The 23,936-nt window shown below is 71.0% G+C and carries 23 protein-coding genes and 1 pseudogene; 12 read left to right on the forward strand and 12 right to left on the reverse strand.

Going from position 1 to position 23,936, the window contains the following annotated elements; all coding sequences use genetic code 11:
* The first annotated feature begins 546 nt into the window (after nucleotides 1–546).
* From ACWBNA_RS06870 to ACWBNA_RS06880, 3 genes are read left to right on the forward strand one after another with little or no spacing between them, the layout of a single operon-like run.
* On the forward strand, nucleotides 547–1,431 hold the full coding sequence (locus tag ACWBNA_RS06870; protein WP_482703305.1) for an ABC transporter substrate-binding protein: 885 nt from the start codon (nucleotides 547–549) through the stop codon (nucleotides 1,429–1,431).
* Entirely contained in the window at nucleotides 1,428–2,312 is an 885-nt protein-coding gene (locus ACWBNA_RS06875; RefSeq protein ID WP_482703306.1) for an amino acid ABC transporter permease, read from the forward strand. Before ACWBNA_RS06870 ends, ACWBNA_RS06875 begins: the two co-directional genes overlap by 4 nt.
* Nucleotides 2,309–3,064: an amino acid ABC transporter ATP-binding protein gene (locus tag ACWBNA_RS06880; protein WP_482703307.1), complete on the forward strand. Its 756-nt coding sequence runs from the start codon at nucleotides 2,309–2,311 to the stop codon at nucleotides 3,062–3,064. The genes ACWBNA_RS06875 and ACWBNA_RS06880 overlap by 4 nt, the downstream gene beginning before the upstream one ends.
* Before the next feature lie 23 nt (nucleotides 3,065–3,087).
* Here ACWBNA_RS06880 and aroQ read toward each other — a convergent pair whose 3' ends face one another.
* The gene (gene aroQ, locus ACWBNA_RS06885) at nucleotides 3,088–3,561 is read right to left on the reverse strand and encodes a type II 3-dehydroquinate dehydratase (protein ID WP_482703308.1); all 474 of its coding nucleotides are present in this window, start codon (nucleotides 3,559–3,561) and stop codon (nucleotides 3,088–3,090) included.
* Between the two features lie 102 nt (nucleotides 3,562–3,663).
* Between aroQ and ACWBNA_RS06890 the strand changes: the two genes are divergently transcribed.
* Complete coding sequence (locus tag ACWBNA_RS06890; protein WP_482703309.1) at nucleotides 3,664–4,710, forward strand: S66 family peptidase; 1,047 nt, start codon at nucleotides 3,664–3,666, stop codon at nucleotides 4,708–4,710.
* Nucleotides 4,711–4,770: 60 nt separating this feature from the next.
* Nucleotides 4,771–6,078: an MFS transporter gene (locus ACWBNA_RS06895; RefSeq protein ID WP_482703310.1), complete on the forward strand. Its 1,308-nt coding sequence runs from the start codon at nucleotides 4,771–4,773 to the stop codon at nucleotides 6,076–6,078.
* Nucleotides 6,079–6,186: 108 nt separating this feature from the next.
* Here ACWBNA_RS06895 and ACWBNA_RS06900 read toward each other — a convergent pair.
* From ACWBNA_RS06900 to ACWBNA_RS06925, 6 genes and pseudogenes are all read right to left on the reverse strand, one after another.
* Nucleotides 6,187–6,342 (reverse strand): annotated as a pseudogene (locus ACWBNA_RS06900) (ionic transporter y4hA); the annotation flags it as partial.
* Between the two features lie 92 nt (nucleotides 6,343–6,434).
* Entirely contained in the window at nucleotides 6,435–7,436 is a 1,002-nt protein-coding gene (locus tag ACWBNA_RS06905; protein WP_482703349.1) for a TerC/Alx family metal homeostasis membrane protein, read from the reverse strand.
* Between the two features lie 226 nt (nucleotides 7,437–7,662).
* The gene (locus ACWBNA_RS06910; protein ID WP_482703311.1) at nucleotides 7,663–9,942 is read right to left on the reverse strand and encodes a TerD family protein; all 2,280 of its coding nucleotides are present in this window, start codon (nucleotides 9,940–9,942) and stop codon (nucleotides 7,663–7,665) included.
* Between the two features lie 48 nt (nucleotides 9,943–9,990).
* Nucleotides 9,991–10,557, reverse strand: a complete 567-nt coding sequence (locus ACWBNA_RS06915; protein WP_482703350.1) for a TerD family protein — start codon at nucleotides 10,555–10,557, stop codon at nucleotides 9,991–9,993.
* A 238-nt stretch (nucleotides 10,558–10,795) separates the two neighbouring features.
* On the reverse strand, nucleotides 10,796–12,934 hold the full coding sequence (gene uvrB, locus ACWBNA_RS06920; RefSeq protein ID WP_482703312.1) for an excinuclease ABC subunit UvrB: 2,139 nt from the start codon (nucleotides 12,932–12,934) through the stop codon (nucleotides 10,796–10,798).
* A 40-nt stretch (nucleotides 12,935–12,974) separates the two neighbouring features.
* On the reverse strand, nucleotides 12,975–13,838 hold the full coding sequence (locus ACWBNA_RS06925) for an MHYT domain-containing protein (RefSeq protein ID WP_482703313.1): 864 nt from the start codon (nucleotides 13,836–13,838) through the stop codon (nucleotides 12,975–12,977).
* A 280-nt stretch (nucleotides 13,839–14,118) separates the two neighbouring features.
* Between ACWBNA_RS06925 and ACWBNA_RS06930 the strand changes: the two genes are divergently transcribed.
* Complete coding sequence (locus ACWBNA_RS06930; protein WP_482703314.1) at nucleotides 14,119–14,988, forward strand: glycerophosphodiester phosphodiesterase; 870 nt, start codon at nucleotides 14,119–14,121, stop codon at nucleotides 14,986–14,988.
* A 90-nt stretch (nucleotides 14,989–15,078) separates the two neighbouring features.
* Complete coding sequence (locus ACWBNA_RS06935; protein ID WP_482703315.1) at nucleotides 15,079–15,633, forward strand: methylated-DNA--[protein]-cysteine S-methyltransferase; 555 nt, start codon at nucleotides 15,079–15,081, stop codon at nucleotides 15,631–15,633.
* Between the two features lie 61 nt (nucleotides 15,634–15,694).
* Here ACWBNA_RS06935 and ACWBNA_RS06940 read toward each other — a convergent pair whose 3' ends face one another.
* Nucleotides 15,695–16,123, reverse strand: a complete 429-nt coding sequence (locus ACWBNA_RS06940; RefSeq protein WP_482703316.1) for a VOC family protein — start codon at nucleotides 16,121–16,123, stop codon at nucleotides 15,695–15,697.
* A 100-nt stretch (nucleotides 16,124–16,223) separates the two neighbouring features.
* Here ACWBNA_RS06940 and ACWBNA_RS06945 point away from each other — a divergent pair, with 100 nt between their 5' ends.
* Together ACWBNA_RS06945 and ACWBNA_RS06950 are read left to right on the forward strand one after the other, a co-directional pair.
* The gene (locus ACWBNA_RS06945) at nucleotides 16,224–17,132 is read left to right on the forward strand and encodes a pseudouridine-5'-phosphate glycosidase (RefSeq protein ID WP_482703317.1); all 909 of its coding nucleotides are present in this window, start codon (nucleotides 16,224–16,226) and stop codon (nucleotides 17,130–17,132) included.
* An 83-nt stretch (nucleotides 17,133–17,215) separates the two neighbouring features.
* Complete coding sequence (locus ACWBNA_RS06950; RefSeq protein WP_482703318.1) at nucleotides 17,216–18,295, forward strand: carbohydrate kinase family protein; 1,080 nt, start codon at nucleotides 17,216–17,218, stop codon at nucleotides 18,293–18,295.
* A 119-nt stretch (nucleotides 18,296–18,414) separates the two neighbouring features.
* Here the strand turns inward: ACWBNA_RS06950 and ACWBNA_RS06955 are convergent, their stop codons facing one another.
* Complete coding sequence (locus tag ACWBNA_RS06955; RefSeq protein WP_482703319.1) at nucleotides 18,415–19,209, reverse strand: methyltransferase domain-containing protein; 795 nt, start codon at nucleotides 19,207–19,209, stop codon at nucleotides 18,415–18,417.
* A gap of 241 nt (nucleotides 19,210–19,450) precedes the next feature.
* On the opposite strand from ACWBNA_RS06955, the gene ACWBNA_RS06960 reads away from it, so the two are divergent.
* Nucleotides 19,451–20,578 carry a magnesium and cobalt transport protein CorA gene (locus tag ACWBNA_RS06960; RefSeq protein ID WP_482703320.1) on the forward strand — a complete coding sequence of 376 codons (1,128 nt, stop codon included), beginning with the start codon at nucleotides 19,451–19,453 and terminating at the stop codon, nucleotides 20,576–20,578.
* 28 nt (nucleotides 20,579–20,606) lie between these two features.
* On the opposite strand, the gene ACWBNA_RS06965 is transcribed toward ACWBNA_RS06960, so the two are convergent.
* The 3 genes from ACWBNA_RS06965 to ACWBNA_RS06975 form a co-directional block, all read right to left on the reverse strand.
* Complete coding sequence (locus tag ACWBNA_RS06965) at nucleotides 20,607–21,038, reverse strand: CBS domain-containing protein (RefSeq protein ID WP_482703321.1); 432 nt, start codon at nucleotides 21,036–21,038, stop codon at nucleotides 20,607–20,609.
* Nucleotides 21,039–21,247: 209 nt separating this feature from the next.
* Nucleotides 21,248–21,889, reverse strand: coding sequence for a nucleoside/nucleotide kinase family protein (locus ACWBNA_RS06970; protein WP_482703322.1), 642 nt, complete (start codon nucleotides 21,887–21,889; stop codon nucleotides 21,248–21,250).
* 197 nt (nucleotides 21,890–22,086) lie between these two features.
* Complete coding sequence (locus ACWBNA_RS06975; RefSeq protein ID WP_482703323.1) at nucleotides 22,087–22,290, reverse strand: hypothetical protein; 204 nt, start codon at nucleotides 22,288–22,290, stop codon at nucleotides 22,087–22,089.
* A 113-nt stretch (nucleotides 22,291–22,403) separates the two neighbouring features.
* On the opposite strand from ACWBNA_RS06975, the gene ACWBNA_RS06980 reads away from it, so the two are divergent.
* On the forward strand, nucleotides 22,404–23,126 hold the full coding sequence (locus ACWBNA_RS06980; protein ID WP_482703324.1) for a DUF2293 domain-containing protein: 723 nt from the start codon (nucleotides 22,404–22,406) through the stop codon (nucleotides 23,124–23,126).
* Nucleotides 23,127–23,283: 157 nt separating this feature from the next.
* Nucleotides 23,284–23,763, forward strand: coding sequence for an anthrone oxygenase family protein (locus tag ACWBNA_RS06985; protein ID WP_482703325.1), 480 nt, complete (start codon nucleotides 23,284–23,286; stop codon nucleotides 23,761–23,763).
* The last annotated feature ends 173 nt before the right edge of the window (nucleotides 23,764–23,936 follow it).

Below are 23,936 nucleotides of genomic sequence, written 5' to 3' on the forward strand. Positions count from 1 at the left end.
GAGGGCCACGCGCGCGAGGTCGACCAACAGCAGGCGCGCGGCGATGAGTGTGCGCCCCGCGTCCACTCCGCGCACGCGCCCCGTGTGAACGCTTCACACGCGTTGGTGCCATGCGCGCGCTCCCGGCGCACGTGGTTGCGCAGTCAACTGGTGGCAGCCCCGCACAGGACGACGGCTCCTGCGCGGTACGGGCCGCCGGTCTTTCGATCCCCGCCCTCGACCGGCGGCCCCGGCGAGCAGCGCGTCGCGGGACGCGTTCACATGAACGCAACGCCCGTTCCGCTCGACCGGCGGCCCCGGCGAGCGGCGCGTCGCGGGACGCGTTCACATGAACGCAACGCCCGATCCGCTCGACCGGCGGCCCCGGCGAGCGGCGCGTCGCGGGACGCGTTCACATGAACGCAACGCCCGATCCGCTCGACCGGCGGCCCCGGCGAGCGGCGCGTCGCGGGACGCGGTCACATGAACGCAACACCCGTTCCCACCATGCGGACGAATGCCGCCATGACCTCGACAAACGGGGCGGCGGACTGTCACTCTCCCGCCATGCCTCTTGCCTCGCGCGCGCTGCGCCGCGCCGTCGCCGCCGCGACCACCGCCCTCCTCGCCACCGCCGTCGGCTGCGCTCCGCAGCCGGAGGAGAAGGCGGCCGTCACGCCTTCGGGGTCGGCCGGGACCACCTGCGCCAAGGGCAAGCCGGCCACCGAGACCTCCGGCAAGCTGACAATCGCCACCGACGAGCCCGCGTACGAGCCGTGGTTCAAGGACGGCAAGCCCGCGAACGGCGAGGGCTTCGAGTCGGCGGTCGCATACGCCGTGGCGAAGGAGCTCGGCTACGACAAGAGCGCCGTCGTCTGGCAGAGCGTCCCCTTCAACAAGGCCTTCGCGCCCGGCGAGAAGACGTTCGACTTCGACATCAACCAGGTGTCGATCAGCGACGAGCGCAAGAAGGCCGTGGACTTCTCGTCCGGCTACTACGACGTACGTCAGGCCGTCATCGCCCTCAAGGACAGCAAGGCCGCGAAGGCGACGAGCATCGCCGGCCTGAAGGGCCTCAAGCTGGGCGCCCAGGTCGGCACCACCAGCCTCGACTACATCAACGACGTGGTGAAGCCGACCCGGGATCCGGCTGCCTACGCCAAGAACGACCAGGCCAAGTCCGCCCTGCAGAACGGTCAGGTCGACGCCATCGTCGTCGACCTGCCCACAGCCTTCTACATCACCGCGGCCGAGGTCACGGACGCGACGATCGTGGGGCAGTTCGAGAACCAGGGCGGTACACCGGAGCAGTTCGGGCTCGTGCTCGACAAGGGCAGCTCGCTCACCCCGTGCGTGACGAAGGCCGTCGACGCCCTCCGCGAGAACGGCACGCTGGCGAAGATCGAGCAGCAGTGGCTGTCCGACGCCGTCGACGCCCCCGTACTCAAGTGACGCTCACCAAGGACGAGTCCGGCCGGGAGAGCGAGGGGTACGTCCCCTCGCAGCGGCGCATCGACCGCGAGGCCTACAAGCGCGCCCGCTCCCGCCGTGCCACCGCCGTCGCCGCTCTCTCGACCCTGATCACCGGCGTCGTGCTCTACCTGGTCGTCGTCAACGCACCCGGCTGGGCGCGCACCAAGGAGACGTTCTTCAGTGGCCAGTACGCGCGCGAGGCGTTGCCCAAGGTCCTCGAAGGACTGTGGCTCAACGTCCGGCTGCTGCTGATCTGCGGTGCCGCCGTGCTGGTCCTCGGGATGCTCATAGCCGTCGCGCGCACCCTGCGCGGCCCGGTGTTCTTCCCGCTGCGGGTGCTGGCCGCCGCCTACACCGACTTCTTCCGGGGCCTGCCGCTCATCATCAACCTGATGATCGTGGTCCTCGGGGTGCCCGCTCTGCGGCTGCAGGGTGTCACCGTCGACCCGGTGCTGCTGGGCGGTACGGCGCTGACGCTGACGTACTCGGCGTACGTCGCCGAGGTGTTCCGCGCCGGCATCGAGTCCGTCCACCCCTCGCAGCGCGCCGCGGCACGCTCACTCGGCCTCAACAACCGGCAGGCGCTGCGGTACGTCGTCCTCCCGCAGGCCGTACGCCGTCAGGTGCCGCCTCTGCTCAACGACCTGGTGTCGCTCCAGAAGGACACCGGGCTCGTGTCGATCGGCGGCGCGGTGGACGCCGTACGGGCCGCCGACATCATCGTCGGCCGCAGCCTCAACTACACGCCGTACATCGTCGCGGGCCTGGTCTTCGTGGCGCTGACCATTCCCATGACCCGGTTCACGGACTGGGTGACGGCCCGGATGGACCGTAAGCGGGCCCAGGGAGGATCCCTATGAGTGACGTCCCCGTGCTGCGCATGGAGTCGGTCCGCAAGACGTTCGGCGGCACGGTCGTCCTACGGGACGTCGACCTGGAGGTCGCCCCTCACACGGTGACCGCGCTGATCGGCGCTTCCGGCTCCGGCAAGTCGACGCTGCTGCGGTGCGCCAACCTCCTGGAGGACATCGATGACGGCGCGATCTGGCTGGACGACGAGGAGATCACCGATCCGCGTGTCGACCAGGACGCGGTGCGCCGCCGTATCGGCGTGGTCTTCCAGGCGTACAACCTGTTCCCCCACATGACCGTCCTCGAGAACATCACCCTGGCCCCGCGCCGGGTGCACGGCGTGTCCCGCGCCGAGGCCGAGGCACGCGCGCGTGAGCTGCTGGAGCGGCTCGGCCTCGGCGCCAGGGCGGGCGAGTACCCGGACCGGCTGAGCGGCGGACAGCAGCAGCGGGTCGCGATCGCGCGCGCTCTGGCCGTACGTCCCCGGCTGCTGCTGCTCGACGAGGTCACCGCCGCGCTGGATCCCGAGCTGGTGGGCGAGGTCCTCGCCGTCGTACGCGATCTGAAGGACGACGGCATGACCATGGTGCTGGCCACGCACGAGATGAGCTTCGCCCGCGAGGTGGCCGACCAGGTGTGTTTCCTGGACGGCGGTGTGGTCCTGGAGCGCGGCAGCGCCGAGCAGATCTTCGGCGATCCGCAGCAGGAGCGCACCCAGCGCTTTCTGCGGCGGATCGTGGAGGCCGGCCGGCTGCCCTAGGGCACGCGGGGCGCCGTAAACGCTTACGCGTCCGCCTGCCCCGCCCCCACCAGCGCCGCGACCCGCTCCACTCCGAACACGTATCCCTGCACTCCGCATCCGGCGATGACGCCGTTCGCGCGCAGCGAGACGTACGAGTGGTGCCGGAACGACTCGCGCTGGTGGATGTTGGAGATGTGGACTTCCAACACCGGAAGCCCGTCACAGGTGTTGAGCGCATCCAGGATCGCGACCGAGGTGTGCGAGTAGGCACCCGGGTTGATCACGATCCCGCAGTGGTTCAGCCGCGCCTCATGGATCCAGTCGACCAGCTCACCCTCGTGGTTGGACTGGCGGAGGTCCACGGTGCCCCCGTGCACGGCCGCCGCCTTGGCGCACAGGGCCTCGACGTCGGCGAGGGTGTCGGAGCCGTAGATCTCCGGCTGGCGCTGGCCGAGCAGATTCAGGTTGGGGCCGTTGAGGATCATGATCGGGGCGTTGGCCAGGGTGCGGGGCACGGTTCCTCCGGTCCGTTCAGGGTGGGCGATCCGGTGAGGACCGCTGCTCAGACCCGGTTTATCACGGTGCGGGGCCGGGTCGGCCGCCCGTACCCTCCCCGTATGACGACGCCCTCGTACCCGCCCAAGCCGTCACCCGGCGACCGCATAGCCGTGATCTCGCCCTCGTCCGGCCTGCCCGGGCTCTTCCCGCGCCCTCACGAGCTGGGACTGGAGCGGCTGAGCAAGGAGTACGGGCTCGAACCCGTCGAGTATCCGGCGACGCGCAAGATGGGCTCCACGCCGCAGGAGCGTGCCGACGACATCCACGCCGCCTTCGCCGACCCGGACATCAAGGCGATCGTCGCGTCGATCGGCGGTGACGACCAGATCACCGTACTGCCGCTGCTGGACCGGGAGTTGATTGCCGCGAACCCGAAGCCGTTCTTCGGGATGAGTGACAACACGAACCTGCTCGCGTTCCTGCGCAACGCCGGAATCGTCGGTTACCACGGTGCGACCGTGATGTGCGAGCTGGGCCGGCCCGGCGCCATGCACCCGCAGACCGCCGAGTCGCTGCGCGCGGCCCTGTTCACCTCGGGCGAGTACGAGTTGCGGCCCGCCGAGCGATGGAACGACGTCAACGGCGACTGGGCCGACCCGGCGACCTTCGACGCGGAACCGGAGACCCGGCCCGGCACCGGATGGACCTGGGTGAACCCCGACAGGGTGGTCGAGGGCCGCAGTTGGGGCGGATGTCTGGAGATCCTCGGCTGGCTGCTGATGGCCGACCGCGAGGTCGCGCACGACCTGACCGAGTACGACGGCGGTGTGCTCCTCCTGGAGACCTCGGAGGACCTGCCGAGTGCCACGGAGGTCTTCTCGACGATGCGCAACATGGGTGAGCGCGGCCTGCTCCAGCGGTTCTCCGCGCTGCTGATGGGCCGAGCGAGGACCTGGTCCCTCGAACGCCCCAACAGCCCACGGGAGGCCGCTCGTTACGCCGCCGGACAGCGCGAGGCCGTGCTGCACGCCATGCGGGCGTACGCCCCCCACGCCACGATCGTCCTCGATGTCGACTTCGGTCACACCGACCCCCAGCTCGTCATCCCCTACGGCGGCATCGTCCGCGTCGACGGTCCCGCCCGGCGCATCACCGTCACCTACTGACGCACACCGCGACCCCGCGCGCCCCCGTAACCCGTGATCACCGTGGGTAGTTGACGCGGCATGCACGACGTACGCACCGTAAAGGCACCCTCCATGCTGCGGCTCGCGGCCGCCTCGCTCGCCGGGACGGCCATCGAGTTCTACGACTTCTTCGTCTACGGGACCGCCGCGGCGCTGGTCCTGGGGCCGCTGTTCTTCCCGACGTTCTCGCCGGTGGCGGGGACGCTGGCCGCCTTCGGGACGTTCGGCGTGGGGTTCGTCGCCCGGCCGCTGGGATCGGTGCTGTTCGGGCACATCGGAGACCGGCACGGGCGCCGACCGGTCCTGGTCGCCTCCCTGTTGTTGACGGGCGCGTCCACGGTCGCGGTCGGCTGCGTGCCGGCCTACGACACCATCGGCGTCGCCGCTCCCGTGCTCCTCCTCGTGCTGCGCTTTCTGCAGGGGCTCGGGCTTGGCGGGGAGTGGGGCGGGGCCGTGCTGCTGACCGTGGAACACGCGCCCGCCGAACGGCGTGGCCTGTGGTCGAGCTTCCCGCAGATCGGGCCGGCGCTGGGTTTCCTGCTCGCCAACGGCGTGGTGCTGGCGCTGTCGGCGACGCTGTCCGAGGCGCAGTTCACGCAGTGGGGCTGGCGGGTGCCGTTCTGGGCGGCCGGGGTTCTGGCCGTGATGGGGCTGTGGCTGCGTTCCTCGCTCCCCGAGAGCCCCAGCTTCCTCGGGATCGACGACCACGCGCGCGTTCCGCTCGCCGAGGTGGCGCGTGACCACTGGCGGCTCGTCCTGCTCACCGCGGGGGCGCTCGCGGTCGGGTACGCGATCTTCTACGCCGTGACGACCTGGTCCCTCGCGTACGCCACGGAGCGGCTCGGAGTGAGCCGTACCGTCATGCTGACCTGCATCATGGCCGCGGTGTTGGTGAAGGGCTCGCTGACACCGGTGGCGGCACTGCTCGGCGACCGGTACGGACGGCGGCCACTGTGCCTGGCCGGGTGTGCGGGCGCCGCCGTGTGGATGTTCCCGATGGTCGCGCTCCTCGCTACGGGAGAGCCGGTGCTCATGTTCCTCGGTTTCCTGGGGGCGATGCTCGCCTTCATCACCATGTTCGCGGTGATCGCCGCGTATCTGCCGGAGCTGTACGAGCCTCGCGTGCGCTGCACGGGCGCCGCGGTCGGCTACAACCTCGGCGGGGTCGTCGGGGGCGCGCTGACGCCCCTCGTGGCGACCGCTCTCGTCGAGCAGGGCGGGCGGGTGCCGTGGGGTGTGGGCGCGTATCTGACAGGGGTCGCCCTGCTCAGCCTCGGGTGCTTCGCGCTGTTGCCCGAGACGCGGCCGGTGCCGGTCGTGGTGGCGGCGGAACCGGCCACCGGATGAGCGCGCGCGGTGCGGCTAGGGATTGATCGCCAGCTCCGGATACGCCGCGAACAGCACCAGATGGTCCCCTCCCTGGAGTGGCGTGGCCCGTCCCGGCACCACCGTCAGCACGGCGGCCAGGACAGCTCCCGCCAGGACCACGGTCGCCAGCGCGACGACCGCGCCGGGAAGGTCTCGGCCCCAGGTGAACAGCAGCATGACGACCGCGAGTACCGGCACGACGGACGTCCACCGTGTCGTGGACGACGCGAGCCGAGCGAGCATGCGGTGATCGTCGCAGAGGCGAACTGGCCCCGCACTCCAGGAGCGCGGGGCCAGTCGGCGTCACGTGAACTCGGTCACCGCGCCCGATGTGGTCAGGCCTCGATGCTGTCCTTCGGAGCGCCTTCGCCCTCCGCCTTCTCGGCCTCGGCTGCCGCCTGCTTCTTGGACGCCCGCAGGCTGGTGATCGTGGTGACGATCAGGACCGAGCAGATCACGCCGAGGGAGACCGGGATGCTGATCTCCGGGACGTGGACCCCGGACTCGTGCAGCGCGTGCAGGACCAGCTTGACGCCGATGAAGCCGAGGATGATCGACAGGCCGTAGCTGAGGTGGACCAGCTTCCTGAGCAGGCCGCCGATCAGGAAGTACAGCTGCCTCAGGCCCATCAGCGCGAACGCGTTGGCCGTGAACACGATGTACGGGTCCTGGGTCAGGCCGAAGATCGCGGGGATCGAGTCGAGGGCGAACAGGACGTCCGTCGTACCGATCGCGAGCATCACGACCAGCATCGGGGTCATGACCCGCTTGCCGTTCTCCTGGATCCACAGCTTCGTGCCGTGGTACCGGTCGGCCACACCGAAGCGGCGCTCGGCGGCCTTGAGCAGCTTGTTCTCCTCGAACTCCTCGTCCTCCTCGTCGGCCCGGGCCTCCTGGATGAGCTTCCAGGCGGTCCAGATCAGGAAGGCGCCGAAGAGGTAGAAGACCCACGCGAAGCTGGCGAGGATCGCGGCACCGGCGGCGATGAAGATCGCCCGGAGCACCAGGGCTATGAGGACACCGACCAGCAGCACCCGCTGCTGGTACTGCGAGGGCACCGCGAACTTCGCCATGATCAGGACGAAGACGAAGAGGTTGTCGACGCTCAGGGACTTCTCGGTGATGAAGCCCGCGAAGAACTCGCCGGACGGCTGACCGCCGGCGAAGACGAGCAGACCGAGACCGAAGAGTCCGGCCAGGACGATCCAGACGATCGTCCAGATCCCGGCTTCCTTGATGGACACGTCGTGCGGCTTGCGGCCGATGAAGAAGTCGACCGCGATGAGCGCGGCCAAGCCCAAGATCGTCAGGACCCACAGGGTCGGGGAAACATCCACTGCTGCCTCCGGCATTACGTAACGGCAAGTAACCAGCGTCGTCGCGCTGCCGGAGGTCTCTTCCACCCAGGATGGGCCGGCGCCCCGGGATCAGGCCTGATCCGTATTGACGGGTACGCCGCAGTCGACAGGGAGTACTCCCCTCCGTGGGAACAACGGTACCCAATCCCCAAGGAAAGGTAAAGCGATAAGCAAAAGAAAGGTCAAAACAGCTGGTCAGACGACTTTACGAGTACTTGGTACGAGCCATCGCGACCTGGCTGAGCACCTGCTGGAGTACCTGACTGCCGGACGGCACGAGCGAGGGCTCGTACGTCCAGGCGTGCCCGACCCACGGGTCGGCGAGGTGGTCGTCGGGCACCGGGGTGAGTCGCAGCAGCGAACGCCACAGAGGGTCGAGCAACGGGCCGTAGCCGGCAGCCTCCTCACGGTCCGCGACCATCATCAGGTGGACTCCGACGGCCGAACCCTCGTCCGCGAGGTAGCGGAGCTGGGTCACGGCGCGGTCGTCGAAGCCGTGCGGGAAGTCGTTCACGATCAGCAGCTGCTCGGCGGTGTCGAGGCCGGGCGGGAGCGAGTCGGCCGCGCCCGCGCGCACCGCCATCTGCACCAGATCGACGCGCTCGGTCAGCCGCGACAGAACGTCCGCCACCCCTGCCGCGCCGACGGCGGGCGGGGCGGCGAGCACGCCCGTCCGCACCAGTGGCGCGAGCGCCTGCGCGGCTGAGCCGGCGGGGTCGATGACGTGCACGGTGAACTCGCCCGCCGGATACACGGCCAGGAGCCGGGCCGCGTGCGCCACCGCCGTCTCCATGGCGAGGCGTCGCAGGTCGTGGGAGTCGGTGAACGAGCCGTCGAGCGATCCGGCGCGTCCGCTGTCGATCCACAGGCCCCGCTCCAGCGGCAGGCGGACCAGCAGCGGTATACGCAGCTCGGCGGCCTCGGGCAGATGGACGTCGCCCAGGCGCAGTGCCATGGGGACCTCCATCGGCACGCGATAGCCGTGCCACACGGGGTTGTCCCAGCGTGCGTACGCCGGCGGCAGCGCGGGCTCGACGACGTCGGCCTCGGCGGTGAGCTGGGCGAGGTCCCGGTCGAGGACCGCTCTGGCCTGGTCGACGAGCTGCGCGCGCTTGGCCTGGGCGGCCTCGCGTGCGGCGTCACCCTGCCCGCCGAGCCGGCTGCGCGGGTCGGAGAGAACCTGGTCGAGTTCCTTCTCCATCCGCGAGTCGGCGAAGTCGACGGCACTGCGGTACGCGGCCATGGTGCGGGCCAGGTCCTCGAACATGCCCCACACCTGGTTGTAGAGCCGCTCGTCCATGGACCACCCGGTGGCGTCCCCGGCGACCGGTTGTGGGGGCTGCCCGGGCTGCCCGGGCTGGGCCTGGGTCGGTGTCGTCGGAGGAGGAGGCGCCGCCTTCCGCCGGCGCGGGTGGCTGTAGTCGATCGGACCGCCGGGGGCGGCGCCGGGCGGTTGGGCGACGTGGGAGTGGTCCGCAGGCCCCGGCCCCTGCGGGTCTCCGGGCGGCTGTGGTGCTGCGGCCGCCGGGGTGCTCTGCGCGCCGTAGGGCGAGGCGGGCTGCTGGGGCCCACCGGCCACGGGAGTGCCCGATGTGCCATAGGGCGAGGCGGGCTGCTGAGGTGCACCGGGCTCCGGGGTGACCGGCGGGGCGTACGAAGGTGTGGGCTGCGGCGGGACGCCGGGAACCTGCCCGCCTGACGGGGGCGTGGGGTGCGGTGCGATGCCGGGGGTCTGCGGGCCGGACGGAGGCGTGGAGTGCGGTGCGACGCCGGGGGCCTGGGTTCCGTAGGCATTCGCCGGCAGTGGCGGTACGGCGGCGGAGGCGCCCTGGGCGGCGGGGTCGCCCTGGTCGCCGCCGGTGGCCGGTGCGGTCGTCTGGCGGGAACGGTCGGCCTCGGCCGGGCGCGGCGGTGCCGGGAGTGAGCGGGCCACTCCCTGGGCCACCGCTTCGTTGATGCCGCTCGCCAGTCGGTGCGCCTCGGACAGTCCCTGGTCGGCGAGGAGATCGCCGAGCCCGCCCGCGTACCCCTGGCCGACGGCACGCACCTTCCAGGCGCCCTGCCGGCGGTACAGCTCCAGGGCGACGACAGCCGACTCGGCGTCCAGGCCGGTGATCGTGTAGCTGGCGATCTCGGTGCCGTCGAGGTCGGTGACCGCGACGAACGGGGCGGCGACGGCGCCGAAGCCCATCGGTCCCGCACCGCCCGCCGCGGGCAGGGCGAGCAGCACGTCGACCCGGTGCACGGCCTCCGGCACGGCGCCGAGGTCGACCGCGAGGCGATGGTCGGCGGCCGCCTGACGGGAGACCTCCAGCCCCGGCAGGGTGGGGGCGCCCGGGTGGGCGACCCACTCGACGCCGTGCACCTTGCCGTGCTCGTCGCCGAGCGTGGCCCCCACCACGACCGGCGTGCCGGCCGCGACCCTGATCTCCAGACGGGCCTGGGAGAGCGGGTGGTTCTGCCCCCGCACCAGCTCGGCCGCCATCGCCTTCCCCCTGTGTCCTTGTGTCGTGTGCTGCCCGCCGAGCCGCCCCTACAGGTGCGGCAGGATGGCCGGCATCAGGTCCTGGAAGGTGCGGCCGTTGGCAGGAGTGCCAAGGGCCGTCATCGTCCAGCCGGGGCCCGTGCGGTGCACCTTGGCCATGATCTGGGCCGTGTACGCGCCGCCGCCCGCGAGCGTGTAGCGGGCGAGCTCCTGGCCGTTCGTCTCGTCGACCAGACGGCAGAACGCGTTCTGCACTTCCTGGAAGGTCTGGCCCGTGAAGGAGTTCACGGTGAAGACGATCTGGTCGATGTGGACCGGCACCCGTGACAGGTCGACGAGGATCGCCTCGTCGTCGCCACCCTGGCCCACGCCGCCGACCAGGTTGTCGCCGGTGTGGCGCACCGAGCCGTCGTCGCTCACGAGGTGACGGAAGAAGACGACGTCGACCGGCTGCTTGTCCGCGAACAGGACGGCCGAGGCGTCGAGGTCGACCTCACGGGTACGCGAGCCGAACAGCCCACGCCGGGGAGCCGCCTGCCAGCCGAGGCCCATACGTACCGCCGTCAGGCTGCCGCCGTCGGACTTCTGCAGGCTGATGGCCTGACCCTTGGTCAGATTGACGCCGCCACCGGGCGCGCCGCCCTTGGATACGTCCACCACGCGCTGATCCCCTCTCGTATTTCCCCTGTTGCCGCGGGATCCGCGGATGACCAGCACCCTATGCAGAGCCACTGACAGTGCCGTACCCCGGTCCACACTTTGTGTCGGTCTTGCAACACAGCGCGTGTGCGCGGGGTGGCGGGCACCTCCGGTGGCGCCGGTTCCGGCCGGTGACCGGCGCCCTGTCGGTCCGTCAGGCCAGGCCGGCTTCCCTCATCTGGCGGAGTTCCTTCTTCATCTCGGAGACCTCGTCGCGCAGTCGGGCCGCGATCTCGAACTGGAGGTCGGCGGCGGCGGCGCGCATGCGCTCGGTCATCTCCTCGATCTGCCCGGCGAGCTCGGCCGCGGGACGGTCGGTCGGCACCGTCTCCTTGGACTTGCCCTTGGCGGCCTTGGTGCCCTTGGCCGCCTTGCCACCGAGGGCGGGCACGGGTGCCTTGGCGCCCTTGCCCTCCTTCAGCTTGCGGTAGCCGGAGCCGAGCAGCTGCTCGGTGTCGATGTCCTCGCGGGCGATCTGCGCGACGATGTCGTTGATCTTCTTGCGGAGCGGCTGGGGGTCGATGCCCCGTTCCTTGTTGTACGCGACCTGCTTCTCCCGGCGGCGGTTGGTCTCCTCGATGGCCTTCTCCATCGCCGGGGTGATCTTGTCGGCGTACATGTGGACCTGGCCGGAGACATTGCGCGCCGCGCGGCCGATGGTCTGGATGAGGGAGGTGCCGGAGCGCAGGAAGCCTTCCTTGTCGGCGTCGAGGATCGCCACCAGGGACACCTCGGGCAGGTCGAGGCCCTCGCGGAGGAGGTTGATGCCGACGAGCACGTCGAACTCGCCGGACCGCAGTTCGCGCAGCAGTTCGACGCGGCGCAGCGTGTCGACGTCGCTGTGCAGATAGCGGACCTGGATGCCGAGTTCCAGGAAGTAGTCAGTGAGGTCCTCGGACATCTTCTTGGTGAGGGTGGTGACCAGGACGCGCTCGTCCTTCTCGACGCGCTCCCGGATCTCGTGCACCAGGTCGTCGATCTGGCCCTCGGTGGGCTTGACGACGACCTCCGGGTCGATCAGGCCGGTGGGGCGGATGATCTGTTCGACGGCGCCCTGCCCGCGGGAGAGCTCGTACTTGCCGGGGGTCGCCGAAAGGTAGACGGTCTGTCCGGTGCGCTCCTGGAACTCCTCCCACTTCAGGGGGCGGTTGTCCAGGGCGGAGGGCAGCCGGAAACCGTGGTCGACGAGGGTGCGCTTGCGGGAGGCGTCGCCCTCGTACATGGCGCCGATCTGCGGGACGGTGACGTGGGACTCGTCGATGACGAGCAGGAAGTCGTCGGGGAAGTAGTCCAGCAGCGTGTTGGGCGGGGAGCCGGGCTCCCGGCCGTCGAAGTGCATGGAGTAGTTCTCGACACCGGAGCAGGAGCCGATCTGGCGGAGCATCTCCAGGTCGTACGTCGTGCGCATCCTCAGGCGCTGGGCCTCCAGGAGCTTGCCCTGCTTCTCCAGCTCGGACAGGCGCTCCCCCAGCTCCTTCTCGATGTCGTTGGCGGCCCGCTCCAGGCGCTCGGGGCCCGCGACGTAGTGGGAGGCCGGGAAGACGTACAGCTGCTGGTCGTCGCTGATGATCTCGCCGGTGAGCGGGTGCAGGGTGGACAGGGCCTCGATCTCGTCGCCGAACATCTCGATGCGGACGGCGAGCTCCTCGTAGACCGGGAAGATCTCGATGGTGTCGCCGCGGACGCGGAAGGTGCCGCGGGAGAAGGCCAGGTCGTTGCGCGTGTACTGGATGTCCACGAAGCGGCGCAGCAGTTGGTCCCGGTCGACCTCGTCTCCGACTCTGAGGGGGACCATGCGGTCCACGTACTCCTGTGGGGTACCGAGACCGTAGATGCAGGAGACCGAGGCGACCACGACGACGTCACGGCGGGTGAGCAGCGAGTTCGTCGCGGAGTGGCGCAGCCGCTCGACCTCCTCGTTGATCGAGGAGTCCTTCTCGATGTAGGTGTCCGACTGGGGGACGTAGGCCTCGGGCTGGTAGTAGTCGTAGTACGAGACGAAGTACTCGACGGCGTTGTTCGGGAGGAGCTCCCGGAACTCGTTCGCCAGCTGGGCGGCCAGGGTCTTGTTCGGCGCCATCACGAGCGTGGGACGCTGGAGCTTCTCGATCATCCACGCCGTGGTGGCGGACTTGCCGGTGCCGGTCGCGCCGAGCAGGACGACGTCCTTCTCACCGGCCTCGATGCGCCGGGCGAGCTCGGCGATGGCCGCGGGCTGGTCGCCGCTGGGCTGGTACGGGCTGACGACCTCGAAGGGCGCCACCGTGCGTTCGATGTGGGAAACGGGCCGCATGCCACCAACCGTACGACCCCCCACTGACAACGCGGCCGGATCAGCGGTTCTGCGGGGTGCGGTAGTCCTGGTGGTCCATGCGGCGGGTGCGCAGGGAGGGGCGGCGGGCGGGCGGGTGCGAGACGAGCTCGCGCGCGGGGACACCTGGCTTGTTCTCGACGGGTGGGGAGGGCTTCCCCATGATCATCAGCGGATCGAACATCACGACGACGCCCGCCAGCAGCAGGAAGGCGAGCGGGCCGATCATCATCGGCGCGATCAGGGAGGCCGCGGAGTCGCCCCCGGTGGGGGCCGTGGAGCTGTGCAGATGAACCCTGAGGGCGGCCATGCCCGTGTAGTGCATACCGGTCACGGCGAGCCCCATGACGAGGCTCGCGCCGACGCTCCACAGGAACCCCCGCACCTGTCCGGCGGCCCACAGGGCGGCCGTGGCGGCGACGACCGCTATGACGACGGACGCGGCCACGGTGAAGGTGTTGTACTCCAGCTTGCCGTTCAGACGCATACCCGCCATGCCCAGGTAGTGCATCGAGGCGACTCCGAGACCGGTGATGGCGCCCCCGGTCATCAGGGCCGTACCGGACGCGCCCCGGTAGCCGACGATGAAGATCCCGAGGCCCACCATGACGATGGCGACGCCCAGACTCGCGAAGGTCATCGACCTGTCGTAGTGGATCGGCGCCTGCTCGACCTTGAAGCCCATCATCGCGATGAAGTGCATGGTCCATATGCCCGAGCCGATCGCGGCCGAGCCGAGGGCCAGCCAGGCGGGGCGCCAGGAGTTGCCGACCAGCATGGATCTGGTGGTGCAGCGCAGGCCGAGGGCACCGCCCAGGCAGGCCATGAGATAGGCCACCACCGGTGTGACGAGTCCGTAGCTGAATCCGTCGACCGTGCCTTGCATGCGCGGCTGTCCTTCCGCCCTCTTGCGTCCCGGAATGCCCTGATGTTCGCCCCTTCCCAGGACCGCCCGAGCGGTCGGGGTTGAGGCAGAGAGTATGACCCCCACCGGAATGGTCGAACGACTTTCCGGCAAAGAAACACGCCCTTGCCGCAGTTGTGCGCTACCCGTGTGCGGACTTGGGGCAACCCCATTCAAGTTGTGGCCATTCTGTACCCGCCTCCCGTTGACTCTCTGCTGTCACAGTTGAGCTGTCCGTGATCGCTCGACGCGAGGAGTACGCATGCACGCGCGCGCAGTTGCCGCCACGACCACCGCGCTCGTGGGGGCCGCCGCCTTCCTGCCTCCCACCTCCGCCGTCCGGGCCGACGGCGAACGGCCCACGGTCATCGCCCACAGAGGCGCCTCCGCCTACGCACCCGAGAACACCCTGGCCGCCGTCGACAAGGCGGCCGCGCTGGGCATCGACTGGGTCGAGAACGACGTCCAGCGCACCAAGGACGGCCGGCTCGTCGTCCTTCACGACGACAATCTGCGGCGCACCACCGACGTCGAGGAGGTCTTCCCCGACCGGGCGCCATGGAAGGTGCGGGACTTCACCGCCGCCGAGATCGCGCGCCTCGACGCGGGAAGCTGGTTCGGCCCCGCCTATGCGGGCGCGCGTGTGCCCACGCTCGAGCGGTACGTGCGTCGCGTCGAGGTTCACCACCAGAAGCTGCTCCTGGAGATCAAGAACCCGGACCTGTACCCGGGCATCGAGGGCCAGACCCTCAAGGTCCTCGGCAACGAGGGGTGGCTCGACCAGCGGCACATCGCGGGCCGGCTGATCGTGCAGAGCTTCAGCGCGGCCAGTGTGCGCGCGGTCCACAAGCTGAAGCCCGGCGTGAAGACCGGGCTCCTCGGTACGCCGCCCGTGGCGGACCTCGACGCTTACGCGGCCTTCGCCGACCAGATCAACCCCTCGCACGGCTCCCTCTCGAAGGGGTACGTCTCGGCCGTCCACGCCTTCACCGGTCCGCACGGCAGGCCGCTGCAGGTCTTCGCCTGGACCGTCGACACCGCTGCCGCCGCCCACCGGGTGGCCCGGTACGACGTCGACGGCGTCATCAGCAACAAGCCGGACCTGGTGGGCGCGGCACTGCGCCGGGGCTGACGGCCCTCACCCGAGCAGCCCCGGGGGCCCTCGCCGGGGGCTCCCGCGCTCCCCCGGGCGTTGTCAGTGGCGGGTCGTACGGTGGGTCGCATGAACAGCCATGGGCAGGACGAGCAGCAGGTCGTGTGGACCGTCGTCGCCACCGGCATCGGTCCGCTGCTGCTGGCCGCGACCCGCGAGGGTCTGGTCAACGTGGTGTTCCACGCCACGGACGCGGTCCGCGACAAAGCGTTGGACCGGCTGGCGTCCCGGCTGGGCGGCGAGCCCGTCGAGGCGCCCGGCTCCCCGCTGCTGGCCGAGGCGATACGCCAGGTGGAGGCGTACTTCGCGGGCGATCGGCACGACTTCGAGCTGCCGCTGGACTGGTCACTGATCTCGGGGTTCAACCGGCAGGTGCTGCGCGAACTGGCGTCCGGCGTCCCGTTCGGCAAGGTCGTCGGGTACGGCGATCTGGCGGGGCGCGTGGGGCAGCCGGGCGCGGCCCAGGCGGTGGGCGTGGCGATGGGCTCCAATCCGCTGCCGGTCGTCGTGCCCTGTCACCGGGTCGTGGAGAGCGACGGCGGCATCGGCGGGTTCGGGGGCGGCCTGGAGACCAAGCGGAAGCTGCTGGCCCTGGAGGGCGTGCTGCCCGAGCCGCTGTTCTAGCCGAGGCCGGCCTGACGTCCCGCGCGGGGGCCACGCCACGTGCGCGTGGCCCCCGCGCACGCTAGGCGTAGTGCCGCGCCTCGAAGACGTTCCCGTCCGGGTCGCGGAAGTAGAAGCTCCGCCGGGCCGACCCGCGGGCGCCGAAGGAGTCGTACGAGAAGTCCGAGACGGGGACCGACCGTTCTTCCAGGCGGGCGCGCAGTTCCTCGAAGGCGTCGCCGGGCAGGGCCAGGCAGACGTGGTTGACCGGGTGGCCCGCACTGTCGGCGGCGCCGGGGACCATCTTCATGCGCTCCGCCATGGCGAGCGGCATGAGGTCGAAGATGGTCTCGTCGTTGAGCCGTACGGAGGGAAAGGGTTCCCTCCCCGCGGCGAATTCGGTGAGCCTCATGGGTTCCAGGCCGACCGCCTTCTCGTAGAAGTCGGCCGCCGCCACCGGGTCGTGCACCCAGAGGACGACATGGTCGAGACGTGTGGTGTTGTCCGTCATGGACCCCAGGCTGGTGTCGTCCCCCACAGGCCCGCAAGGGTTTGACCGGGCGCGCCGCCCGCCAGAGATGAGGGAAGACCGACCGACGAGAGGCAGGCACGTGGTGCTGGTGGTGTCCGAGGAAGTGCGTGACGCGATCAACGCGCGTCGACCCGTGGTGGCGCTGGAGTCCACGATCATCGCGCACGGGCTGCCGCGCCCGCGCAATCTGCAGGTGGCACTGGAGCTGGAGGACGTCGTACGGCAGGAGGGTGCCGTGCCCGCGACGATCGCCGTGCTGGACGGGCGGCCCCATGTCGGCCTGGACAAGCAGCAGTTGGAGCGGGTCGCGAACGAGGACGGCATCCGCAAGCTGGGTCATCGCGACCTGCCGCTCGCGGTGGCCGGCGGCGCGAGCGGGGCGACCACGGTGTCGGCGACCGCGTTGCTGGCGGCCCTGGCGGGCGTACGGGTGTTCGCCACCGGTGGGCTCGGCGGGGTGCACCGGGAGTGGACGGTGACGCAGGACGAGTCGGCCGACCTCGGCCTGCTGGCCCGGACGCGGATCACGGTGGTGTGCGCGGGCGTGAAGTCGATCCTGGACGTGCCGGCGACCCTGCAGCGGCTGGAGACGCTGGGCGTGGCGGTGGCCGGGTACGGCACGGACCGGTTCCCCGGCTTCTACCTGTCGGACTCGGGACATCCCGTGGAGTGGACGCTGGACAGCCCCGGGCAGGTGGCGGACGTCATGCGGGCGCAGGACGCGGTCGGCGGGCCAGAGTCGGCGCTGATCGTCGCCAATCCGGTGCCCGAGCGGGAGCAGCTGGATCCCGAGCTGCACGCGCGTGTGCTCGCCGACGCGTTGCACGCGTGCGAGGAGGAGGGGGTCACGGGGCAGGGAGTCACGCCGTTCCTGCTGAACCACCTGGTGCGGCACACCGACGGTGCCTCGCTGGCCGCGAATCTCGCGGCGGTGCGCGGCAACGTACGGCTGGCCGCGCGGATCGCGGCGGCCTGGGCCGGAGCGTGACGGCGCGGCGACCTGGGCGCGGTGGGGCCGCCGCGCCGGATCACCGGCGCGGCGGAGGGTCCCCGGACGGCGCGCTACTGGTCGTGGGGGACGTCATCACGGACGTCGTGGCCCGGCACCGGGGTCCTCTCGCGACGGGTACCGACACGGCGGCGACGATCCGGACGGTGCCGGGCGGCGCGGGTGCCAACGTGGCCTGCTGGGCCGCTCACCGGGGCAGTGCCGAGGTGCGGCTGCTCGGACGAGTGGGCACGGACTCGGTNGACGGCGCGCTACTGGTCGTGGGGGACGTCATCACGGACGTCGTGGCCCGGCACCGGGGTCCTCTCGCGACGGGTACCGACACGGCGGCGACGATCCGGACGGTGCCGGGCGGCGCGGGTGCCAACGTGGCCTGCTGGGCCGCTCACCGGGGCAGTGCCGAGGTGCGGCTGCTCGGACGAGTGGGCACGGACTCGGTCGCCTGGCACGAACGCGAGCTGGCCGCGTGCGGTGTACGGCCCCGGCTGGTCGTCGACCCCGAGGCGGCGACCGGGACGGTGATCTGCCTCGTCGACGAGGGGGCCGCCGCGGAGCGGACGCTCATCACGGACAGCGGGGCGTCGCTGCGGCTCGCGCCCGACGACTGGTCGGACACGCTGCTCGACGGGGTGGCGTGGCTGCATCTGTCGGGCTACCTGCTGTTCTCCGAGCCGAGCCGCGCGCTGGTGGCGGTCGCCACGGAGGCGGCACGCGCGCGTGGAGTGCCGGTGAGCCTGGATCCGGCGTCGGCCGGTTTCCTCGTGGAACTGGGGGTCGACCGCTTCCTGACGTGTGTCGAGGGCGTCGACGTTCTGCTGCCCAGCCGTGACGAGGCATGCCTGCTGACGGGATTGTCCGAGGCGGCGGACGCGGCGGCCAAGCTGAGCCGTCACGTCCCGCTGGTCGTCGTCAAGCACGGCGCGGAGGGTGCGCTGGTGGCCCGCTCCGGCACCGTGATCGCCCATGTTCCGGCGGTACCGGCGACGCCCCGGGACACCACCGGGGCCGGCGACGCCTTCACGGGTGCCTTCCTCGCCGCCCTCCTCGGGGGCGCCGGACCCGAGGCCGCGGCGGCGGAGGGCTGCCGGGCGGGGGCCGTGGCGGTCGGGCTGGTGGGGGGCCGGCCGCCGGTGGAGGAGTGACGTGAGCGGACGGCTCGGATCGGACGGCCCGATACTACGGCCGCCACGCTGCTCCGGCCCGTACCGCCGCCGGCTGCCGGCGTCCTTTCCAGGGCGTCCTCCGGTTCCCTGTCAGCCTTCTAAGCCTTGCGCCCCCACGCCGAGATCATCGGTGCCGTGGCGAGGTCCATGCTGCCGGAGGCCACGTTCGTGAGGTGCTGGTCGATGTCCTGGTCCGTGGCGATGCCCTCGGTGACGAGCTGTCCGCGGATCTGGCGGATCGTGGCGGATTCCAGCGCGGCGCAGGCGGGCGAGGTGACCGGGAAGTACGCGTCGGCCTCCACCCGGCGCAGGCCCGCCTCGCGGAGCAGACGCGGAAGCCTGCGGCCGTAGGCGAGGTCCGCGCCCCGGTCGGCGAGCAGTTGCCGGAAGCCCTGCCGCAGCCGGTTCGCCAGCTGCTGCTCGGGGCCGTGCTCGTCGGGGCAGAGCAGCGGCTGCAGTGAGGGGTCGGCGTCCTCGACCAGGATCCGGCCGCCGGGCCGCAGGGCCTTGACCATGGACCGCAACGCCTTTTCACGGTCCGGCACATGGACGAGGACGAGACGGGCGTGGACCAGGTCGAACCCCTCTCCCGGCGGCTCCTGCGCGCCCACGTCGTGGACGCGTACCTCGACCGGCGGCCGGGCGGCCGCGGCAAGGCGGGAGGTCTCGATGTCGGTCGCGACGACCCGTCCGGTCGGGCCGACCTTCTTGGCCAGCCAGGACACCACGGAGGTGCCGCCGGCACCGACCTCCCAGCACCGCCAGCCCGATCCGATGCCGAACGCTTCGAGGTGCCGGAAGGTCGTGGGGTCGAAGAGGGTGGCGAAGGCGTCGAAACGCTCCGCCGCCTCGCTCTGCCGGTTGTCGAGGAGATACCCGTCGGTTCGCGTCATGCCGCGATCATCCCAGTTGCCCGTCTTGTTCGGAGTGGTCGACGCGGCGCCCACGACGAGATGGCGGACGCCCGGCCCGTCAGGGTCCGCCCTGGCCACGGCCGAATCCGTCGTCCACAGCCGGGAACAAAGCGGAACCCCTTGTTCCCACAGGCTTACCCGGCCCACACCCCGAGCTGGCAAACTGGCTCGCCAGGGCGCGGAAACGCGGCACGGGGGAGATCCACGCAAGGAGATCCAGATGTCCATGGCAGGGAATCTGCGGAAGGTCACAGGCCTCGGCAGGGTCGGCGGCCTCCGCAAGGTGGCACGGCTGGCACGGCGGCGCCCGCGCGTCGACCTGAGCCACCCGGCCCGGTCCCCGCTGGGCTCCTCGGTGGTGAACTGCGTGACGTACCGGGACGGCGTCCGGATGCCGGCCGGCGTCGATCTGGTGGACGCCGTGGACCGGGTGCGCAAGAACCGTCACGGCTTCGTCTGGCTCGGTCTCCACGAGCCGACGGACGAGGAGTTTGCGGGGATCGCGGAGCTTTTCGACCTGCATCCGCTGGCGGTCGAGGACGCGGTCGAGGCCCACCAGCGCCCCAAGCTGGAGCGCTACGACGAGACACTGTTCGCGGTGTTCAAGACGGTCTGCTACGTGGAACACGAGGAACTCACGGCCACCAGCGAGGTGGTCAACACCGGCGAGATCATGGTGTTCGTCGGCCACGACTTCGTGATCACGGTACGACACGGACGGCACGGCTCACTGGGCCCGCTGCGCGAGGAGCTGGAGGCCGCTCCCGAGCAGCTCGCCAAGGGACCGGCCGCCGTGCTGCACGCGCTCGCGGACCACGTGGTCGACGACTATCTGCACGTCACCGATGCCGTGCAGGCGGACATCGACCTGGTCGAGATGGCCGTCTTCGCGGAGAACGGCGCGCGCGTCGACGCCGGGCGCATCTACCAGCTCAAGCGTGAACTCCTGGAGCTGAAGCGGGCGGTGGTCCCTCTCACCCGGCCGCTCGAGGATCTCGCCACCCGGCCGATCCGGGTGGTCGATCCGGAGATACAGGCCTACTTCCGCGACGTCTCCGACCATCTGCTGCGGGCCAAGGAACAGATCGCCGCGTTCGACGAACTGCTCAACTCGATTCTGCAGGCGCACCTCGCGCAGGTGACGGTCGCGCAGAACGAGGACATGCGGAAGATCACGGCGTGGGCCGCGATCGTCGCCGTACCCACGATGATCTGCGGGGTGTACGGCATGAACTTCGACCACATGCCGGAGCTGCACTGGCGGTACGGCTACGGCATGGTGATCGGCGTGATATCCGTCGGGTGTCTGGCGCTGTATCGCGGCTTCCGGCGCAACGGCTGGCTCTGAAAACAGGAGCCGTCGCCCGGCAACGGAGTCAGTGGCGGCCGGGTGTCCTGGCGTAGACGCTCTCGGCCCAGGTCGCGATCTGGTCCTCCGCCAGGTTCCGGGCCAGGTCGGCCTCGCTGATCATGCCGACGAGGCGCTTGTTCTCGATGACGGGCAGTCGGCGGATCTGGTGCTCCTGCATCTCGTGGAGCACCTCGCTGACATCGGCGTCGGCGTCGATCCAGCGTGGGGTTCCGTGGGCCATCTCACCCGCCGTGACCCTGGCCGGGTCGTGGCCCAGGGCCACGCAGCCGACGACGATGTCGCGGTCGGTGAGGATGCCGCAGAGCCGTTCGTTCTCGTCGCTGATGGGCAGTGCTCCGACGTTCAGCTCGCGCATCAGCTGGGCGGCGCGGTCCAGGGTTTCGTGGGCGGGGATCCACTGGGCACCACGGTGCATGATGTCTCCGGCGGTGGTCATGAAGTACCTCCCGGTGCCGGGCTGGCCGGCGCGGCACGAGGGAGAGCACCGCAGGTCCCGGCCCCCTACATTCTCGCCGCGCGGCCAGGCGCACGCACCCCGGAGCTCACGCACCCGAGAGGCTGATGCGGGGGCGCGACGGAGATCGCGCGCCTACTGGCGTCCGTCGGTGGAGGAGACGCCGAAATCCCTGGCCGACGCCGGCTCGATCAGCCCTTCCACGCCGGGTGTCGTGGGTCGTCGGCGCGTACCAGGACGTCGGCCGTGCCGGCCGGGTCGGTCTCGTCCTCGTAGCGCTCGAAGGCGGGGAGGGTCCACTGCTCGGCCTCCGGGGTGCGGCGGCGCAGGGCGCCGGACGAGAGGAGGACGTGGACGGCCAGGTCGAAGGGGAACCAGTGACGCAGCAGGAGGGGGCCGTGCAGCAACAGGAAGCCACCTGGAGGGAGTTGGACATAGGGGCTGCGGGTGGCGCGATCGGTGGCCGGGTCCCACAGGTCGGGCAGGACGCGACCGTCGCCGTCGGGTTCGAGGGGGCCGAAGACCTCTCGCCAGAGGGCACCGGTGTCGAACCAGCCGTCGTAGTAGGCCTCCACGTCCTGGTGGCCGTACTCCAGGCGGAGCGAGGCGGGACGCAGGAAACCGTGCGTGCCGACGACCAGCGAGGGGCGGCCGCGCAGGCGCAGGGCCTCGCAGACGCGGTCGGCGAGGTCTCCCGGGCGGGCGGCAGGGGCGCCGTCGAACGCGATGCGCGGCCAGGGGCTGCCGTCAGCCGGCTTCAGGTCGAGCAGTCGCTCGGCCAGGAGGTCGCCGAGCCGGTCCCAGGTGATCGCTTCGAGTCGCACAGGGCCCATGATGCGTCAGGCCGCGGCGGCTGGTCGCCGTCGGACTGTGCACGGACCGGGCCGCCGGACGGCCGGGGAGCCGGACTCCCGGGTCGCCGGACGGCCGAGGCGACCAGGGCGGCCGGGACGGACCGGGTCGCCGGGGCAGCCGGTGGTGGACGGCCCCGAGGCGTCCCCGCCGACGACACGTGCCTTCGCGCCGACGCTCACGGCAGGTCTCGGGCGTCGACGGCGGCTGCGGGGCCGGCGAGGGCCTTGTCGCCCGGGTGCTGCTCACGCCGGGCGGCGGCCGTACGGAGCCGGCAGTACAGGCTCGGGGCGAGCGGGCTCCCGAGGGTGCCGGTTCGGCCGCCTTGGCTGTCCAGCCGTGTGCCCGTCTTGCGGTTCCGGTGCCGGAGATGCCGGGACACCGGAACCGCGACATCGGAAGCCGGTGTCGGTGGCCTGTCCTGAGGGCACGGGTGTGGCCTAGTCGGGCGCGGAGCGCGTAGTTCGGGGCGTCCGCTGCGGGCATGAAGACCGTATGGCAGCTCTCACAACTCCCGCGCCTCGGACCGGGCTTCTCGTCATCCAGCCGCTGCGCGGACGGCACTGCGCGGAGTGCCGCGGCGGGCCGTTGTCACTGCTCGTGCTGGAGGACGGTGCGCCGCGGTGCCTCGACTGTGCGGATCTCGGGCACCTGGTGTTCCTGCCGCGCGGCGACACGGCCCTGACGCGCCGGTCGCGGGAGGAGAGTGCGTTGTCGGCGGTGGTCGTACGGTTCAACCGGCGCAAGGGCCGTTACGAACGGCAGGGCGTGCTCGTCGAGGAGGCGGGGCTCGCCCGGGCCGAGAGGCGGTGCCTGGCGGACGCGGAGGCACGTCGGCGACGCCGGGTGCGGGACGCCGCGCGGCGGGCGGCTCAGGACTCGCGGTTCGCCGATGCCTTCGCGGCGGAGATACGGCGGCTCTTCCCGGGGTGCCCGGCGGACAGGGCGCGGGCGATCGCCGAACACGCCTCGGCTCGGGGCAGCGGGCGGGTGGGGCGGAGTGCGGCGGGCCGCGCGTTGTCCGACGGGGCGGTGATCTCGGCGGTCGTGGCGTCCGTACGGCATGTGGACACGCCCTACGACCAGTTGCTGATGAGCGGGGTGGCACGGCACGAGGCGCGACGGCGGATCGCGGCGGGGGTGGAGACGGTGCTGCGGGGATGGCGGGCGGAGGCGGTGACGGGGGCGGAGGCTGAGGCGGAGGCGGAGGTCGGCTGAGGGATGGACGCCGCGGGCGGAGCCCTGGACGCTCGCGCATGCCCGCGCGCTGTTCGGGCATGGTTCGTGGGTCCGGGCCGGGGATTCACTTGTGGTGACCGGTGGTGCCGGGCGGTGCCGGGCGAGAGCTCGGCTGGACGTGGGAGTGGGTGTCGGGATGATCGAGGGACCGTATTTCGCACTGACCGTGCTGGGTGTGCTGGGGACCGGGCTGGTGGCCGGGGTCTTCTGCGGGTTCTCGACGTTCGTGATGCGGGGGCTCGCCGCACTGCCGCCCGCGCAGGGGGTCGCCGCGATGAACGCGATCAACGTGAGTGCGGTGCGGCCGGCGTTCATGGTCGTGTTCGCCGGGTCGGCGGTGCTGTGCGCGGTGATCGCGGTGGTGACGTTCGTGCTGTGGCCGGACGAGGGGACGGTGGAGCTGCTGGTGGGCAGCGGGCTGTACCTCTTCGGCGTGTTCGGGCTGACCATGGTGGCGAACGTGCCGCGCAACGACGCGCTGGCCAAGCTGGATCCGGGCACGCGGGAGGCGGCAGCGTACTGGCCGACGTACGTCCGTGAATGGACGCTGTGGAACCACGTCCGCACGGTCGCCTCGGCCGCCGCGGCGGTGGCGTACATGCTGGCTCTCACCTGATGACTCACCTGATGACAGGGCCCTGCAGCCGTGTGGAAGGCACTGTCCGACGCTCTGCGCGAGTGGCCGACGGGACGTATCGTGGCCGGAAGAAGTTGCGCAGCAGTACCGGAGGAGAATCCGACACAGCGCCGGAAGACGTTCCGAAAGAGTGCCGCCCGATGACGCACGGC

The organism is Streptomyces sp. Q2 (genome assembly GCF_056820935.1).